The sequence below is a fragment of the Methanolobus halotolerans genome, from assembly GCF_004745425.1.
Lineage (GTDB): Archaea > Halobacteriota > Methanosarcinia > Methanosarcinales > Methanosarcinaceae > Methanolobus > Methanolobus halotolerans.
In genome coordinates this window covers 46,089-61,511 of the sequence record NZ_PGGK01000010.1, presented here as the reverse complement: position 1 = coordinate 61,511, position 15,423 = coordinate 46,089, and the positions used below count along the sequence as shown (strand labels likewise).

Sequence of the window (15,423 nt, the reverse complement as noted above, 5' to 3'; positions counted from 1 at the left end):
AATGGCTGGAACTATAGCAATTAAAAATGGACATGTTTTCGACCCCCTCAACGAGATCAATGGGGACAAGATGGATATCTTCATCAGGAACGGAAAAGTTGTTACTGAACTTTCCGCTTCAGAACTGAAAGATGCCAAGGAGATCGATGCGAGCGGCAAGACCGTAATGCCCGGTGGTGTGGACTCACATTCACACGTTGCAGGAGCAAAGGTAAACGTCGGCAGGATGATGAGGCCGGAGGACCACTATAAATTCTACCAGAAGAAAACACCGATCACGCATTCCGGATGTGGATATAGTGTGCCTTCAGTATACCTTGGAGGATATGAGTATTCCAAAATGGGATACACAACTGTCTTTGAGGCAGCAGTCCCACCAATGGAAGCCCGCCACACACACGAGGAAATGCGCTCGACTCCAATGCTGGACATGGGTGGATACCTGGTTCTTGGAAATAACTGGTTCCTTATGAGATATCTCAAGGAAGGAGATATGGAAAAGGCTGCAGCATACGTTGCCTGGATGATGAAGACACACAAGACCTACGGAATAAAATGTGTGAACCCTGCCGGTGTAGAGAACTGGGGATGGGGAGAGAATGTAAGTGCCCTTGACCAGGCGAACATTCATTTCGAGGTCACTCCTGAAGATATCATCAAAGGACTCACCGAGATCAACGAGATGCTTGGATTCCCGATGCCGGTGCACCTGCACGCAAACAATCTGGGACATCCGGGTTGCTGGGAGATCACAAGGGACTCGCTCAAAATACCAAAGCCCGTCAAGGCAAGGCCAAATACAAGTGTCGAATGGGCTGAGACAAAGGTCAACCCGAAAAGACATGAATCCGTTTACCTTACACACTGCCAGTTCAATGCATTCGGCGGAACATCCTGGAGAGACTTCGAGTCCGGAGTAAAAGGAATCACCGACTATGTGAACAACCATGAGCATGTTGTAATGGACAGTGGGTGTGTCCCGTTCGGTGACGCAACAGTAATGACCGGTGACGGTCCTGCGATCCACGACCTCTATGTACTGACCGGACACAAATGGTCCAACACCGATGTAGAGTGTGAATGTGGTTCAGGAGTATTGCCTTTCACATACCTGAAGAACAATCCTGTACACAGTGTACAGTGGGCAATGGGTCTTGAGGTATTGCTCTACGTGGACGACCCCTGGAAGGTTATTATGACAACAGATAGCCCCAATGGCGGACCATTCATAAAGTACCCGCAGGTAATTGCCTGGCTTATGTCAAATAAGGCAAGACAGGATACCTTCAACGAATGCCACAAGTGGGCACAGGACAGGACCGACCTGAGTGCCGAGGCAAGGGAGATGTCACTCTATGACATAGCCACCATAACCCGTGCAAACTCTGCAAGGACCATTGGTATGTCACACAGCAAAGGCACCCTTGGCATAGGCGCGGACGGAGATGTAGCAATATATGACATCGATCCTACAAAACTCGAGGTAAGCGATTATGAGAGTATCATAAGAGGCTTTGAGAACGCCGCCTACACCATCAAAGAAGGTCAGGTAGTTTCTCAGAAGGGTGAGATAGTTGCAATACCTGAAAAGAAGACATACTACACTGACATATCAACCAGTGCAGACGATGAGAAGAACATGCTTGATGATGTCAAGAACTGGTTCAAGTACTATACTATCGGTTTCAACAACTACCCGACACCGGATAAGTACCTTGCAAACCCGACTCCCATCAAGATAGACGCAGAGGTGTAATTACATGGCAGAAGTAATTCTTAAACCAACAGGTAACTTCAATCTGACAGTTGAAGGTGAAGTTATCACACCTGACAACTTTGCCGGTAAGAATGCCCAGGAGATCGGGCAGCTGCTTGTCTGGCAGGGACCGCAGGAATACCCTCTCTCTAACTATTTTGAAGTAAAGGGAGATGGTGCGGCTTCTGCAGAAAAAACCAGCATTATCATAGACGGCGATGTCACACGGGTCAAGCGTATAGGTGAAGGTATGACCGCCGGAAGGATCCTCGTCAAAGGCTCGACTGGCATGCATGTAGGTGCAGATATGAAAGGCGGAGAGATCATTGTTGAAGGCGATACCGATTCCTGGCCAGGAATGGAAATGAAGGGCGGCCTGCTTCATATTAAAGGAAATACAAAGGATCACGTTGGTTCCGCATACAGAGGCAGCTGGAATGGTATGACCGGTGGACGCATAGTCATTGACGGTGATGCCATCAACCAGGTTGGTGGCGGTATCAGCGGAGGAGAGATCATTATTGGCGGCAATGTCAAGCACTTCTGCGGGATCCGTATAAATGGCGGTCTTATCGTTGTAAAAGGAAACGCTACCAGAGCAGTTGGAGCAGAGATGACAGGCGGCACTATCGTTGTCGGAGGTACCATTGAGAGATTCACTCCGGGCTTCGAACTGGCAGAAGTTGAGTCAGATCTCAAGTTCAATGACATCGAGTGTTTTGGCGAATACAAGAAATTCACAGGAGACTACGCCATCCCACAGAAGGGAAAAGGCACACTGTATGTTTCCTGTACGAATAATGAGTGTCTTTGAGGTGATATTCATGCAAGCATTACTCAATACAGGAAGTACTATCAACGAAGGCAAACTCGCCAAAGGTGGTAACAAGTACTCCGAAGAATACACAAAAGAATGTGCTGTCTGCTGGATGTGTGCAGAGGACTATGCAATTCTCGGATGCCCCGAGAAAGTTGCTGTAATATCCAGAGATGGAAAGCACATGGTTGCAGTTTACCCGAAGGTTACTGAAGCAATGATGTCCGGTCACGTATTCATACCAAGGTCGATATGGGCCAATGTGGTTGTCGAGCCAGACACTTTCTCCACGGGTTCACCACGTTATAAAGGAAGCCCCGTTACTGTTGAACCTACCAATGAAGAGGTCCTCAGCGCCGAGGAAATAGTCCTGAAGCTGTATATGGGAGGTGAATAAAATGGTCTACAAGAACATTATCTGCCCTGTCTGCGGAGGTTCATGTGATGATATTCAGGTTGAACTCAAAGAAGGTTCAATAGACGTTCAGAACGCATGTAAAATGGGTAACGCCAAATTCCAGGAAATCGTGAGCCATCACAGGATCTTAAAACCCACGATCCGAGAGAACGGCAAGGTCAAAGATGTCAGTTGGGAAGAATCCCTTGATAGAGCAGCAGAGATCCTGGTCAATGCAAAGCGTCCACTCTTCTTCCTTGGAAGTGAGACATCATGCGAAGCCCAGGAAGTAGGGATGCATATTGCTGAATACCTTGGCGGTGTAGCAGACTCCAATGCAACTATCTGCCACGGACCAACCGTTATGGGAATACAGGAATCCGGCATGGTAGGAGCTACAGCCGGTCAGGCAAAGAACAGGGCTGACATGATAGTCTATTGGGGTGTCAATGCACTGGAATCCATGCCAAGGCACATGTCAAAGTACGGTGTTTTCCCGAGAGGTTACTGGACAAAGAGAGGAAGATTTGACAGGAAACTCGTTACTGTGGATCCCAGAGTAACCCCGACAGCCACAGCATCCGATCTGCATATGCAGCTCAACCCGAACACCGACTACGAACTGCTCAGTGCTCTGTTCACCATCCTTAACGGCAAGGAACCACATCCATCCGTTGAAGATATCACAGGAATACCTCTTTCCGTCATGAAACAGACCGTTGAGATGATGAAAGAATCAAACTTCGTTGCTATCTACGTAGGTCTTGGAGTCTCATCCTCATACGGAAAGCATAGAAATATAGAGATTGCACTGAACTTTGTGAAGGAAATGAACAACTATACAAAGTGTAACATCGGTGCGCTCAGAGGTCACTGTAATGTGGCGGGATTCAACCAGCTTGCATCCTACCTCTATGGTTACCCGTTCGGTGTTGACTTCATGAAGGGATACCCAAGGTACAACCCCGGAGAGACCACGACCGTGGACCTGCTCAGGGAGAAGGATGTCGATGCAGCATTTGTCATGTCAGCAGATCTTGTAAACCACATACCTGCAGACTGTGCAAAGTATCTCGCCGAGATCCCAATGGTCTGTGTCGATATCGCACCATGTCCTACAACAACCGCATCGGATGTTGTACTGCCAGGTGTTATAGATGCAATGGAATGTGACGGTACCTTCTACAGGCTCGATAACGTGCCGATACACTTCGAACCGTTCACAGACTCTCCTTTTTCCGAGACAAAGAGCAACGAAGAAACCCTCAAGATGCTCTTTGAAAAGATAAAGGCCAAAAAGGAAGCATGAGTGAGAAACGGTACTCAGAGAGGAACAGGAAGACCGAGGTCTTCCGAAAGGATGAGGAAAATATTTCCTCTCCCTTTTATGCACCAATGGAGTGCCTAGAGATCACTGGTAACAACAAACAACACATCAATGTGGACGTCATTCTGGAGAAAAGGTTTGATCTTTTCGTAAACAACGTTCATGTAACCACTTTTTTTGCAAGTCCGAAAGAACTCGAAGAGCTTGCTCTGGGATTTCTCGTTTGTGAGGGATTCATAGAACCTCATACTAAAATAGATTCCGTCAGTATAGAAGACAGATCTATTTCATGTGAGATTGAGATCAATACTCCTGAACTGGAAGAACTGACACACCTTGAGAGATGCGGAACCACATCATACCGCAAGGATGTTGTCAAACATATTGATTCCGGTACATATTTTACCACTGATGCAATCATCCGTGCAGTAGGCCAGTTAAAAGAAGTAGGAAGGGTCTGGCACAGGACCGGAGGAACCCATACATCTATTGTCTGCAACGACCAGGGAAAAGTACTCTGCTTTTGCGAGGATGTGGGGAGGGCATGTTCTGTAGACAAGGCCGTTGGCAAGGCCCTGCTCAATAAAACAAATCTTTCCAGATGCGCCCTGGTAACCACAGGTCGGCTTGCCTCCACGATGGTATCAAAAGCAGTTAACGCAGGTTTCCCCCTTGTTGCGAGTAAGGGAGCCACCGTGCGCGAGGCTGTGGAGCTCGCACGCGAAGCCGGCATAACTCTGGCGGCTTTTGTGAGGGAAAGAAACCTGTATGTATACTCAGGGGAAGAGCAGATAATCTGACCTTCATGAAGCATACTAAAATAACAGCCACAGTTAACACTGAAATCAAAAACATTATATCATATAATCCCATACTAAACCCTCGTTAAGTAACACATTTATGATTAAGAATAATACTAGCATTTAAAAAGAAGGATATATCATGAGCGAAAAAATCGGAATTTTAGCTATTGGGCACGGTAGTAGATTACCTTACAACAACCAGGTTGTAACTGAGATCGCAAATATGATCTCAGGGAACCATCCTGAGTACATCGTAAAGGCAGGCTTTATGGAGAACAGCGAGCCTACAGTTGAAGAAGCACTTCAGTCCTTTGAAGGCACAGGAGTAACAACAATAGCTGCTGCACCTGTCTTCCTTGCATCCGGCATTCACATCACAAAAGATATCCCAGAGATTCTCAAACTTGATCCTGAGACAAACGAAGGTGAAATCGAATTTGACGGACAGAAGGTCAAGATCGTCTACGCAAAACCTCTTGGAAGCGACAAGCTCATTGCAGAACTTATTTTCAAGAGAGCACAGGAAGTTCTCTGAAGTTATTCATCTTTGTTGTAATAATTACAACAACTTTTTTTAACGTCTGCATAAGCTTGCCTCATTGTTTTTCAGGGCATAGATTTTCTACAGAAAATTTGCATAGTCAGTTCATTTAAGAGAGACTATGATCAAAAACCTGGATATTCCCGAAACTGAAACTGTTATGGATATCTGGTTAAAGGTAAATATTACTGCACATCAATTCATACCAGAACATTACTGGATTAGAAATTATAGCGTTGTCAAGGAGCAATACCTTCCGGTTTCTACAACATTTGTTTACAAAGAAGACGGCATGATCAAAGCATTCATAAGTGTCATAGACAATTCATTTATTGGTGCATTATTCGTTTCAGAAGAATACCAAGGACAGGGCATTGGCAAAAAACTGCTGGATCATTGTAAATACTTATACAGTGGCTTAGAATTGAGTGTTTATACGAAAAATATACAAGCAATTAATTTTTACAAAAAATGTGGATTTATAATCAGAAAAAAGCAACTCAATGAAGATTCCGGTTTTTGGGAATATATTATGTCATGGAAAATAGAGGCATAATTACCCTCTGAAAAACATATCCATGAGAGAGTTGAAATAACTGACTTGAGACTTCCATTAAACTAAACCTTTACAGAGGCCATATCCTGTCACTTCACTTACATCTAAAATATCCGAAAATGCAATTCTACATCAAAAATGAAGGTCATTTCGCCCTTGCTTTCTGCATGGGACCTTCATGTATCTTCTCCAGTGCCTCCAGCATTTTCTCCAGGTTTGCATAGGGAATACCTGCGATCATCTCTTCATTCCTGATATCAGTAGACCTGCGACATCCGAAACAGCCCAGACTCATGTTCATTTTACCCGTTAGCAAAGGGATTATCGTGGAATCAACACATGTAGCCTGGAAGGCTGCCGTATTGAAAGCCTGCCGACCTCCCTCGAAAAAAGTAGCTGCGGGAACCAGCCAGTATAAGGTTTCAGGGAGGTCCACCAGAACCACCACATCTGGTTTGAAACTGAAATCCTTAAGAGAACCTACAACCGTTGCGATAGCACTGCCTTCTTCTAACTCAGAACGCTGCTTTATCATATTTGCAGCTGCATCGGCACATTCGAACATACCTATATTTGCATGGAAATCCCCTGTTCTTACCTTCCCGGGAGTCACTATCATGCCCAGGCTCGATGCACCCACCACACATGCATGTTTGTCAGCAGGAATCACAAACGATTCACCTTTCCTTGCCCTCATGATAGACTGGCAGTGCCTTATGTTGGACACTGGCTCCCGGAATCCTTCAGGAATCTTTTCTCCCGTCCTGATGATCTTGACAGCTACAGGTTCATATTTAAGATCAAGCAATTTAATAAGCTTATCAGATATTTCCGCATTTCCCATTTATATGCTCCCTTATAAGTCTATATTGTAGATTTATTCCTTACATTTATCAATCTTTCTGAATGCAAGAAATATTGGACGAACAAACATTCGAGAAATACAGATCAAAAATACAGTATAACTGATTCTGAGATAAGTGGAAAGTATCCCGCAACCTTAAACAGAAAGAAGTAAAGCAAGGTCGAACCCTGCTTATGGAAAATAAATGTTATATCCTGTTTCAGTTTCAATTGAACATTGCTTTAGCAGCACTCACCATATCTTGTAGCTTATCGACCGGAACGCTAATAATCATTTCCTCGTCCTCTATCTGCGTGTATTTTCGGCTTCCACTGCAACCTATGGTGACCCCGGCCTCACCACTCAGGTAAGGCAGTGCAACACCATCGCCGCAAAGGCTTTGTTTACCTGCAAAACTCGAGTTAATCCTTCCACCTTTGGTGTGAAGCACAGCCTGCGAAAGTTGCATTACCTTCCTTGGAGGAGTGACGATAACAACAACATCAGGTACGAAGTTCGCCTTCTCCAGAGGAGCATATAATATCGCTTTTACAGAATAGGAATCAACATGAGGAATATTTTCCATAGTACTTTTTGCAGCCTCAAGACTACCGAAGTGGTTGAGATTGAAGTACAATTCCCCGCTCTTCAATTTTTCGCTCATTTCCCCGAGACCCATGACCGCAGCACCCCCCTTACACTGATGGTCACCTGCTGTCGTATAGAACTGTGAGCCCGTCCGCCTCACATTGTCGATCATCTGACAGTGTCTTGTGGCTTCCCCAATCTTTTGTATACCTTCAGGAATGTCCTTTTCATCATTAACAAGACCTACTGCTACAGGTGATGTTTCCAGATCCAGAATGTCCATCAGTTCTTTACCAAGTTTGTTAATTTCCTCGATTTCCATAATTAAGCTCCTAATGAATTGCAATATCTAATGTTGTTTACGGGTTTGTATGATTCATACACAACTGAAATATATAAGGCTTTTCAGCATGATAAAGTTTAACGAACTTCTGCCATGCACATACTACCTTCAAATCGGGCAGATAGAACCGAAGAATCACCTGTGCTCATATGCTTTGGAAAGTTCCCATTCTGCATTCAGAAGATGAGACAGGGTTGAGGAGAATTCCTTCCCGTTGGTCCATATGGCCTTAAGATCCATATTTTCCTTCTCCTGCGTAATCACGTAGACCAGTATCTCCGAATTATCGACCATTATGACAAAACTTTTCAGTTTACAGGAGAGGTCCAGTCTAGTTTTCACCCGTATAGAGGCAAGAGGTATATTCTTTGAGAGATTACAGGCTTCATTCTCAGTGGAACTGACAAATCGGACTTTAATACCTTCACATGTCTTTTTATTAAAAAGATGTATGATAGCCTCATAATCCTTTTTCAGTGGGGAGTATTTCTCAGCAAGCATACTGAATGGCATGGAAGAGCTCAGGACAAGAATCTCCTCCTGTGCATTACCCATCAACTGGATGATCTTGTCCATAACATTTCTTACACCACTAATCGTCCAGATAGCTTCTTCAACTTCCTCTTGGGCAGAGATGCGGTATATGCGGTCCAGTTCCAGGAGGATGTTGTCACATTCTTCTGCAAAACTGCGCTGGAGTTTATTAACAGCAGCTTCGGGAGGAATGCACTTATAGCAAGCCGGCCTAGTTTTCTGGACCTCAATTATCCCTTTTTTTTCAAGTTTTCTCAATGCTCCGTATATAGCTGAACTCGGAACCCCTGAATCACTGCTCAGAGTAGATACTGTTGCAGCCTCGTTCTTCACCAGCGCAACGAATACCCTGGCTTCATAAGAGGTCAGACCGATGTTCTGGAGAGATTCCAGAAGCATTGTTATGCTGACCACCCCAAATACAATGTAGTGGCATTATGAAGAAAATCCGGAGAGGATATCACTTATCTCCTCCCCTGCCATTAAGCAATTTCCTGCTGAATACATAAACAAGTCCCAGAATAACAAGAATAACCGCACCGACAACAGCGATATTTGTCAAACCGGAACCTGAAGCGCCCGCTGGAAGGGTTTCTACCCGAATCTTGATCGTATCCGATATCTGGCTGTGCCCGTCACTGTCCTCATACTTGATCTCACTGTTAATGGCGTATGCCTTAGACACAGCACTCTCATCGACCTTCAATCTGAATACCGCATCCGTGGTCTTCCCGGGTGCGATTGAGCCAATGAATGACTGGTCATCCGTGGTGCTGAAAGGGTCATCAGCACTTATCCTGACGGTGGCATCGCTTATGGGCTCTTCACCGACGTTCTTGTAAGTGACACGCAATAGTCCTTCCTTACCGGCCTCGAGTTCACCTGTTATATTCACGACCTCAAATTCGGCCTTCTCTTTAACAACAACAGAGATCGGCTGTACCTGCTGGCCAACAGCATACCATAATCCCACCTCCATGTTTGTAATACCGAGATCAGTCTCATGATCACCACTCACCTGTACATTCTCCTGGTAGCCATATTGCAGCAGCAGATCAAGAGGATACTCCCCTGCCGGGGCATTCTTTGATACCTCTATGTTGAACCTCACAGGATTATCCAGTTGCTGGCCACTGGAAAGAGAGCCTGCTTCCTGAGGACCAGATTTTACCCTGATATAAGGGCTGCTTGAATTCAGCATTGCAACAATACCAATTGCAGTGGTCCGTTGTGCTTCATAACCCATTTCTGATCTTTGTAGCTTATGTTCCAGATCTGAACCGAAAGGTGCCTTGTCCTCTGATTTGAAACCGGTGATAACACCTTTGTTCATGAGATTGATGCTAAGTGTCACCTCATCACTTCGGGAAAATTCATTATCCCCGATGAGTGTGGCGCTAACATCCGGACCACCGTAAACTGTATAGTAGTTCTCGTCAAAATTGAAGAAATCAGGGAGTTCCAGGCTCACTGTTGTCATTTCCTGCGCGTATGCCTGTGAAGAGAACAACACCAGGAAGACCATCAGGACAACCGGAACTGACCTTAGTATGTTTTCGATTTTAATCATATCTATTCCTCTTCATTGTTCTTGCGTTTGTTATTGCCACTATTCCTTACATTTTTTCTTATGTTCTTGATGATCAACACCAGCCCCATGACCGCAAGGCCAGCAAGGGCAAGGCCCGTAATATTGAATTGTCTAACAGGTGTTCTAAGGTCTACGTTGACCTTCATGTTATCCGAAAAGGCTTTCTCCTCGTTCTCGTCGACATACCTGATCTCACTGTCGATACCGTAAGTCTTTTCCACTGCACTGTTTTCAGCGCTGATATCAAAGGAGACAGTTCTGCTCTCGCCGGGCTTGAGAGTCCCCAGGCTCCTCAGGGAACCTTCCGAGCTCAGTGGTTTCATAACAACTATCCTTGCCACTGCATCCTTTGCAGGGAGCTCTCCGGTATTCGTATATGTTACATTGATAGTTCCACTCTGACCAGCCGTCAGTTCACCGGATACATCACTAACCTGAAATTCAGGTTCAGGTTTAACAATAACAGGTATCTGCATTGTGATGTTAGCTGTTGTGTAATAGGTAGCATGGTCAGTAGACAGCCCTAGCTGGACAACTTTTCCGGTAGTCATCCTGACATCACTCTGGTATTCGTATACCACGGGCAGTTCCAGAATATAAGTACCTGCAGGAGCATTATTCGATATAGTCAATGTGAATGCCAGGGGATTATCCGGCAACTGCCCGGGAACTATCTTATCCAGTGTATGACTATTGGTTGCCGGGTCCACTTCAATGAGGTCCGTACCTGATATCAGAGTAGCCTTTACTCCGTATGCTGTGGTCCTCCGGGCCTCATATTCCAGTTCTGCCTGAGAAAGCTGGTGCTGGCTTTCCGAATCACCCACACTCTTAATCGACTTCACACCATAGAGAACACCCCTGTTTGCCAGGACTACATCCATCCGGGCTGTCTCGCCCCTGTTGAACTCCGTATCACCAAGTACCGATACGGAAAGCGTCGGTTCTCCATAGGTCTTGTAGTAGTTCTCTGTGTACTCATAACTGAGAGGAATGTAGTCCTTTGCAGCTGCCTGTGGCAAACACATGGCAAACATAGATACAATGAGGATACAGACCAACAGGCAGGTGAAAAATATGCTTTTATTGCTGATCTTTTTGCTTGGGTCATTCATGTAACATTTACCTCCTGAGTTCTTTCATCGGACCGTATCGGAAAAGCCCCGGCTCTTTGTTTTAATCTTTTTTTGTTTTTCCTGTTCTCGCGATTTTTGTCCAGGAACACGATCACGGCCGGGAATATAACAAATGTAGCCACCAGGGCAAGTACTACATCTATGACAGTTATTATACCGAAGCTACTCGTAATGACAAAAGGTGAAGCTATAAGTGCTGAAAAACCGAACACTGTTGTCAGGCCCGAAGTGAATATAGCCTTACCGATCTTCACACTGGCTTCCTGCATCGCTTCTTCGGGTGTTGCACCCCTGTCTTTTTCCTCAAAGTACCTTTCCATCATTAGTACAGCATATTCCGAACCAATACCAAGTATAAGGGCTCCGAGGGTTGCGGTCATCGGAGTGTACTCCATTCCCGAATAGTACATGATTCCGCCTGACCAGCCAACCACCATTATCATGGTTATAACTGGTGTCAGGGCCTTGAGATAGTCACGGTAGATCACAAGAAGTCCGAAAAAGACCAGCATGATACCCAGAAGAGTCATCATTGTCCTTCCTGACGTCAGAGCCGATATAACTGCAACGAAAATCATAGACCCTCCGGTGATGGTGGCACTTGTTCCCGGCGGGGGAGCCATCCAGATTATGTCTTCCTCTACTATATTCCCCAGGGCTTCAATACCTTCCAGACCAAGCTGCTCCATTGCATTGCCGATATTGAGATTGAGCATTGTCATGGAATTACCATGCATGTACCTGTCCCTGGTGGTGTCTGGCATCTCTGCATAAAGTGCCTCTACATCTGCCCTGTTATCAGGGATAGTACCCCCGTTCATATCCTTAACGACATCAACTATACTGCTTGAACCATATATGTGATCCCTGCCCTCTATTTCATGCCTGGAGAACTCATCCATCCACTTAAGCAGTTCAGGATCAGCATTGTCAGCGGTCTTTATGATAATATTAAGTTCGTCGCTCCCACCAAGGATATCACCCATATGTTGCAGATCAATCAGGCCCGGCATGTCCTGCGGCACAAAGGTTTCAGTGTCGGTGCTAATGGGAACCATTGTATCCACATAGATACCACCGACACAAAGCAAGCTTGCGACCGTCAATATAATGAATGGATGATGTATGGATACAGTAGCGATCTTTCCGATCACCCTGTCAAGCAGGCCAGAATCTTTTTCCGCATCAATGGAATTGTTCCCTCTGGGTGCAGAGCCGGGTCTTAGTTTCCTGATAATATTAGTTTTACCCAGCCTGTGAAAGCTATAGATAACTGTCACTCCGACAAACAGAGATGAGAGGAAGCACATCACTATACCTATCATCAGAAGCTTCCCGAAGTCCTGTATCATGGGAACGGATGAGGTGAATAAAGAGAAGAAACCAAGGGCGGTAATTATCAGTGCAATGAGCACCGCCGGACCCGTATGCTTGATAGTTTCCACTACCGCCTCTTCTGCAGATTCACCCTTTGCAAGTTCTTCTTCAATACGATTGTGGAACTGGATGGCATAGTCGATCCCAAGGCCGATGAGCACAGGAAAAGCAGCCATTGAAACCATGGTCATCGGGATATTCAGATATCCCATGGCCCCGAATGTGAAGATAATTCCAAGTAGAACAATAGGTAAGGGTAGCAATCTCCAGCGTACATGTTGGAACGCAAGGTACAGGATAACAATCATCAAAATAACGGAAAGCATGAGTAAAAGACTCATACTTGACATCATTTCATCATTCATCGCCATATTGAATGCAGGGTTCCCTGTCACAATTATAGTATAATCCGCCGGGAAACCTGCCAGTTCCACAGATCTCTCGGTTTCCCTCAGGATATCCTCCTGCATTGCTTCGGAGGCGGACCCTGAAAAAACCACAGATACTACCGCATGGGTTTTATCGGGAATGAAAACCCGAGGTACGCTTGATCCGATGATTTCATCGATTACTTCTGCATCACGGGGAATCTCACTTCTGCCTGTTGCCCGGTAGTTTGCATCCTTGATCACAGACGAGGCAGAAGTCACCTCCAGCACATTCGGGATGTTCTGTGTGGATTGCTGGAGCCGGTCCATCGCCTTTAAAACTTCATACTGGGAGACATCACCCCCCTCCACCATCACAACAATGGACTCTGTACTGAACAGGTTCAGATACAGATGATCGAAATCCTGGTAAAGTTTCGAATCTTTGTCTACAAAAGTATCCGTGCCTGATGCCATTTCGATCAGAGACGCACCCTGGAAGGAGATGATCATCAACAATAATGCAATAATTATGATGGGTATGGAATTGTCTTCAATAAAAACTCCAAGTTTCTCAAAATTGTTTTTTATGATTGACACTCCTTATTATTGATTTGAATAATAAAACTCCTTTTTGGTTGTTTTAATCGTAACGTTGCTATTTAAAGGTTTTACCCTTAAAAAAACCGAAAATAAGTGAAAATATAGTAGGATCAATAGGGAATTATTTGAGGTACAAATCTTATTTCCCGCAGCATAGAGGTATTGGAAATACCTGTTTTGTCTGTGATCAGGCATATTCCCTGCAAATATTTCATAATTAGGACAGATTTGACTATATATCGACATTTGAGACTATTCATTGTAAACTGTAATATTTAACTTTTTCCATTTTATCAACACATTTTATCAACAGATTTACCACAGGCATTACCATTAACAAAACAGAGATCCAAGTATAGAAATTCAAAAGAGTAGAGGCACCTCTTTCCAAAGATGCCTCTTTTTTGGGGTGGTTGGATTGGTGGTACTGAATTCACGACAAAATTTGCCGTGGGTACACGGATAGAAATTAGATTATTAATACATAATCTTTTCTATTAATCGAAACATCTGAATATATAAAAGTTAAAGTGACTGGATATATTAGAACCAAACCTTAATACAGTGTGAAATGAGAAAGAAACCACTCTTGTCAGTACAAAGAGAAGCAGTGAACTTAAAGATTTTACTCTGGAAAAAAGCAATTAAGAGTTGAACTATCTGCATTAATATGATCATGTTTAAGCAAAAAAGTTACAATCTTGAAATTACAGAAGATATACATCCCGTAACTGCAAAATTTTTATTTAAAACCTAGACTTAGTTGTTTTAAACTTTGAAAAACAATAATTATCAATCAATCAATCAATCAATCAATCAGTGAAGAGGGCAGATAAATGGATAATGAGAGATTACTAAGAGACCTGGGGCTTACGAAATATGAATCATCTGCGTACGCCACACTCATAAAAGAGGGAGTTACAGGTGCCCAGGAACTCTCACGTATATCGGGCATCCCTGTGGGGAAGATATACGAGGTGCTTTCAAACCTGAATAACATGGGACTTGTGGAGTTCCAGAGATCAAGACCCAGGAAGTACAGGGCAATAAAACCGGACGTTGCCCTTGATAATCTCTACGCCAGAAAGGAAGAGAATACGAAAAGTGAGCTTGAGAGTTTCAAGCTGAAGATATCGGAACTCAGGGATAGCTTTTCCGACAGCAATTACCCGGACCACACCGAGATCAAGTTCTGGTCAACACTCATCGGCGAAGAAGACATAGTCAGGAGTATAAAGAACACGCTGGATGAAACTGAAAAGGAGATCCTGCATGTCAAGTCCATGAAGGTAAAAGAGGTAATGGAAAGCAAGATCAAGCGCCACAAGGACTTTAACCCTGACATTCTTCTCCCCCCTGTGACAGATGAATTCATCAGGGCTGCAAAATCAGGAATCTGCATAAAAATGCTATTGCCTGCAGATTTTTTTGTAATCCACCTGAAAGATAAATACAACCAAATCCAGGATACCGATGTCAGGAAAACGATAAAAGAGAATCTTGAAGTAAGGATTCTCGAGTGCGACTATGATTTCGTGGTAATAGATGATAACGTGGTGTACATACCCATCCCCGACCCTCTTAACCCGGACGGACTGCTCGGAGAGATGAAGATATTCGACAAAGAGTACGCTGAAAAACTGCGAAAGAGGTATGAGGAATTGTGGGCGAGGGGGAAGAGGACTGTGCTGGAGTGAGAGGTTATTGATCTTGTTTTTTTTCAGGGTTTTACTTATTTTAGGGAGGTTCCAATTGTACCAGTATCATGTGAGTGGGGGGTAATAGTAATAACCAAAAAACGCAACGATATTAGAATAATGACAGAATATATGCCGGATTAAT

At 44.4% G+C, this 15,423-nt stretch carries 14 protein-coding genes; 8 read left to right on the top strand and 6 right to left on the bottom strand.

Annotation, left to right across the window (positions count from 1 at the left end; translation table 11 throughout):
• Window position 1: 1 nt before the first annotated feature.
• The 7 genes from CUN85_RS09610 to CUN85_RS09580 all read left to right on the top strand — a co-directional run bounded on the left by CUN85_RS09610 (window position 2) and on the right by CUN85_RS09580 (window position 6,197).
• On the top strand, window positions 2-1,756 hold the full coding sequence (locus CUN85_RS09610) for a formylmethanofuran dehydrogenase subunit A (protein ID WP_135390112.1): 1,755 nt from the start codon (window positions 2-4) through the stop codon (window positions 1,754-1,756).
• 4 nt (window positions 1,757-1,760) lie between these two features.
• Entirely contained in the window at window positions 1,761-2,570 is an 810-nt protein-coding gene (locus tag CUN85_RS09605; RefSeq protein WP_135390111.1) for a formylmethanofuran dehydrogenase subunit C, read from the top strand.
• Window positions 2,571-2,580: 10 nt separating this feature from the next.
• Window positions 2,581-2,970: a molybdopterin dinucleotide binding domain-containing protein gene (locus tag CUN85_RS09600; protein WP_135390110.1), complete on the top strand. Its 390-nt coding sequence runs from the start codon at window positions 2,581-2,583 to the stop codon at window positions 2,968-2,970.
• Between the two features lies 1 nt (window position 2,971).
• Entirely contained in the window at window positions 2,972-4,279 is a 1,308-nt protein-coding gene (locus CUN85_RS09595) for a formylmethanofuran dehydrogenase subunit B (protein WP_135390109.1), read from the top strand.
• Complete coding sequence (fdhD, locus tag CUN85_RS09590; RefSeq protein ID WP_135390108.1) at window positions 4,276-5,097, top strand: formate dehydrogenase accessory sulfurtransferase FdhD; 822 nt, start codon at window positions 4,276-4,278, stop codon at window positions 5,095-5,097. The genes CUN85_RS09595 and fdhD overlap by 4 nt, the downstream gene beginning before the upstream one ends.
• Before the next feature lie 142 nt (window positions 5,098-5,239).
• Complete coding sequence (gene cfbA / locus CUN85_RS09585) at window positions 5,240-5,635, top strand: sirohydrochlorin nickelochelatase (protein WP_135390107.1); 396 nt, start codon at window positions 5,240-5,242, stop codon at window positions 5,633-5,635.
• 127 nt (window positions 5,636-5,762) lie between these two features.
• A complete protein-coding gene (locus CUN85_RS09580; protein ID WP_135390106.1) occupies window positions 5,763-6,197 on the top strand; it encodes an N-acetyltransferase in 435 nt (144 codons plus the stop codon).
• 145 nt (window positions 6,198-6,342) lie between these two features.
• Here CUN85_RS09580 and CUN85_RS09575 read toward each other — a convergent pair whose 3' ends face one another.
• The 6 genes from CUN85_RS09575 to CUN85_RS09550 all read right to left on the bottom strand — a co-directional run bounded on the left by CUN85_RS09575 (window position 6,343) and on the right by CUN85_RS09550 (window position 13,578).
• Window positions 6,343-7,041, bottom strand: coding sequence for a DUF169 domain-containing protein (locus CUN85_RS09575; RefSeq protein ID WP_135390105.1), 699 nt, complete (start codon window positions 7,039-7,041; stop codon window positions 6,343-6,345).
• Window positions 7,042-7,267: 226 nt separating this feature from the next.
• Window positions 7,268-7,951, bottom strand: a complete 684-nt coding sequence (locus CUN85_RS09570) for a DUF169 domain-containing protein (RefSeq protein ID WP_135390104.1) — start codon at window positions 7,949-7,951, stop codon at window positions 7,268-7,270.
• Window positions 7,952-8,107: 156 nt separating this feature from the next.
• On the bottom strand, window positions 8,108-8,905 hold the full coding sequence (locus tag CUN85_RS09565) for a TrmB family transcriptional regulator (protein WP_135390103.1): 798 nt from the start codon (window positions 8,903-8,905) through the stop codon (window positions 8,108-8,110).
• Window positions 8,906-8,966: 61 nt separating this feature from the next.
• Entirely contained in the window at window positions 8,967-10,076 is a 1,110-nt protein-coding gene (locus CUN85_RS09560) for a COG1361 S-layer family protein (protein ID WP_135390102.1), read from the bottom strand.
• 2 nt (window positions 10,077-10,078) lie between these two features.
• Window positions 10,079-11,212 (bottom strand): COG1361 S-layer family protein, encoded by a 1,134-nt coding sequence (locus CUN85_RS09555; RefSeq protein ID WP_135390101.1) that lies wholly within the window; start codon window positions 11,210-11,212, stop codon window positions 10,079-10,081.
• Complete coding sequence (locus CUN85_RS09550; RefSeq protein WP_394346221.1) at window positions 11,209-13,578, bottom strand: hydrophobe/amphiphile efflux-3 (HAE3) family transporter; 2,370 nt, start codon at window positions 13,576-13,578, stop codon at window positions 11,209-11,211. The genes CUN85_RS09555 and CUN85_RS09550 overlap by 4 nt, the downstream gene beginning before the upstream one ends.
• A gap of 839 nt (window positions 13,579-14,417) precedes the next feature.
• Between CUN85_RS09550 and CUN85_RS09545 the strand changes: the two genes are divergently transcribed.
• Window positions 14,418-15,278 (top strand): TrmB family transcriptional regulator, encoded by an 861-nt coding sequence (locus CUN85_RS09545; RefSeq protein WP_135390100.1) that lies wholly within the window; start codon window positions 14,418-14,420, stop codon window positions 15,276-15,278.
• Window positions 15,279-15,423 lie beyond the last annotated feature (145 nt).

Bases quoted from the DNA above. Each gene is read 5' to 3' on its own strand.
- CUN85_RS09560 (WP_135390102.1), bottom strand. From the start codon at position 10,076: ATGATTAAAATCGAAAACATACTAAGGTCAGTTCCGGTTGTCCTGATG.
- CUN85_RS09570 (WP_135390104.1), bottom strand. From the start codon at position 7,951: ATGGAAATCGAGGAAATTAACAAACTTGGTAAAGAACTGATGGACATT.
- CUN85_RS09555 (WP_135390101.1), bottom strand. From the start codon at position 11,212: ATGAATGACCCAAGCAAAAAGATCAGCAATAAAAGCATATTTTTCACC.
- CUN85_RS09610 (WP_135390112.1), top strand. From the start codon at position 2: ATGGCTGGAACTATAGCAATTAAAAATGGACATGTTTTCGACCCCCTC.
- CUN85_RS09605 (WP_135390111.1), top strand. From the start codon at position 1,761: ATGGCAGAAGTAATTCTTAAACCAACAGGTAACTTCAATCTGACAGTT.
- CUN85_RS09595 (WP_135390109.1), top strand. From the start codon at position 2,972: ATGGTCTACAAGAACATTATCTGCCCTGTCTGCGGAGGTTCATGTGAT.
- cfbA (WP_135390107.1), top strand. From the start codon at position 5,240: ATGAGCGAAAAAATCGGAATTTTAGCTATTGGGCACGGTAGTAGATTA.
- CUN85_RS09580 (WP_135390106.1), top strand. From the start codon at position 5,763: ATGATCAAAAACCTGGATATTCCCGAAACTGAAACTGTTATGGATATC.
- CUN85_RS09545 (WP_135390100.1), top strand. From the start codon at position 14,418: ATGGATAATGAGAGATTACTAAGAGACCTGGGGCTTACGAAATATGAA.
- fdhD (WP_135390108.1), top strand. From the start codon at position 4,276: ATGAGTGAGAAACGGTACTCAGAGAGGAACAGGAAGACCGAGGTCTTC.
- CUN85_RS09600 (WP_135390110.1), top strand. From the start codon at position 2,581: ATGCAAGCATTACTCAATACAGGAAGTACTATCAACGAAGGCAAACTC.
- CUN85_RS09565 (WP_135390103.1), bottom strand. From the start codon at position 8,905: ATGCTTCTGGAATCTCTCCAGAACATCGGTCTGACCTCTTATGAAGCC.
- CUN85_RS09575 (WP_135390105.1), bottom strand. From the start codon at position 7,041: ATGGGAAATGCGGAAATATCTGATAAGCTTATTAAATTGCTTGATCTT.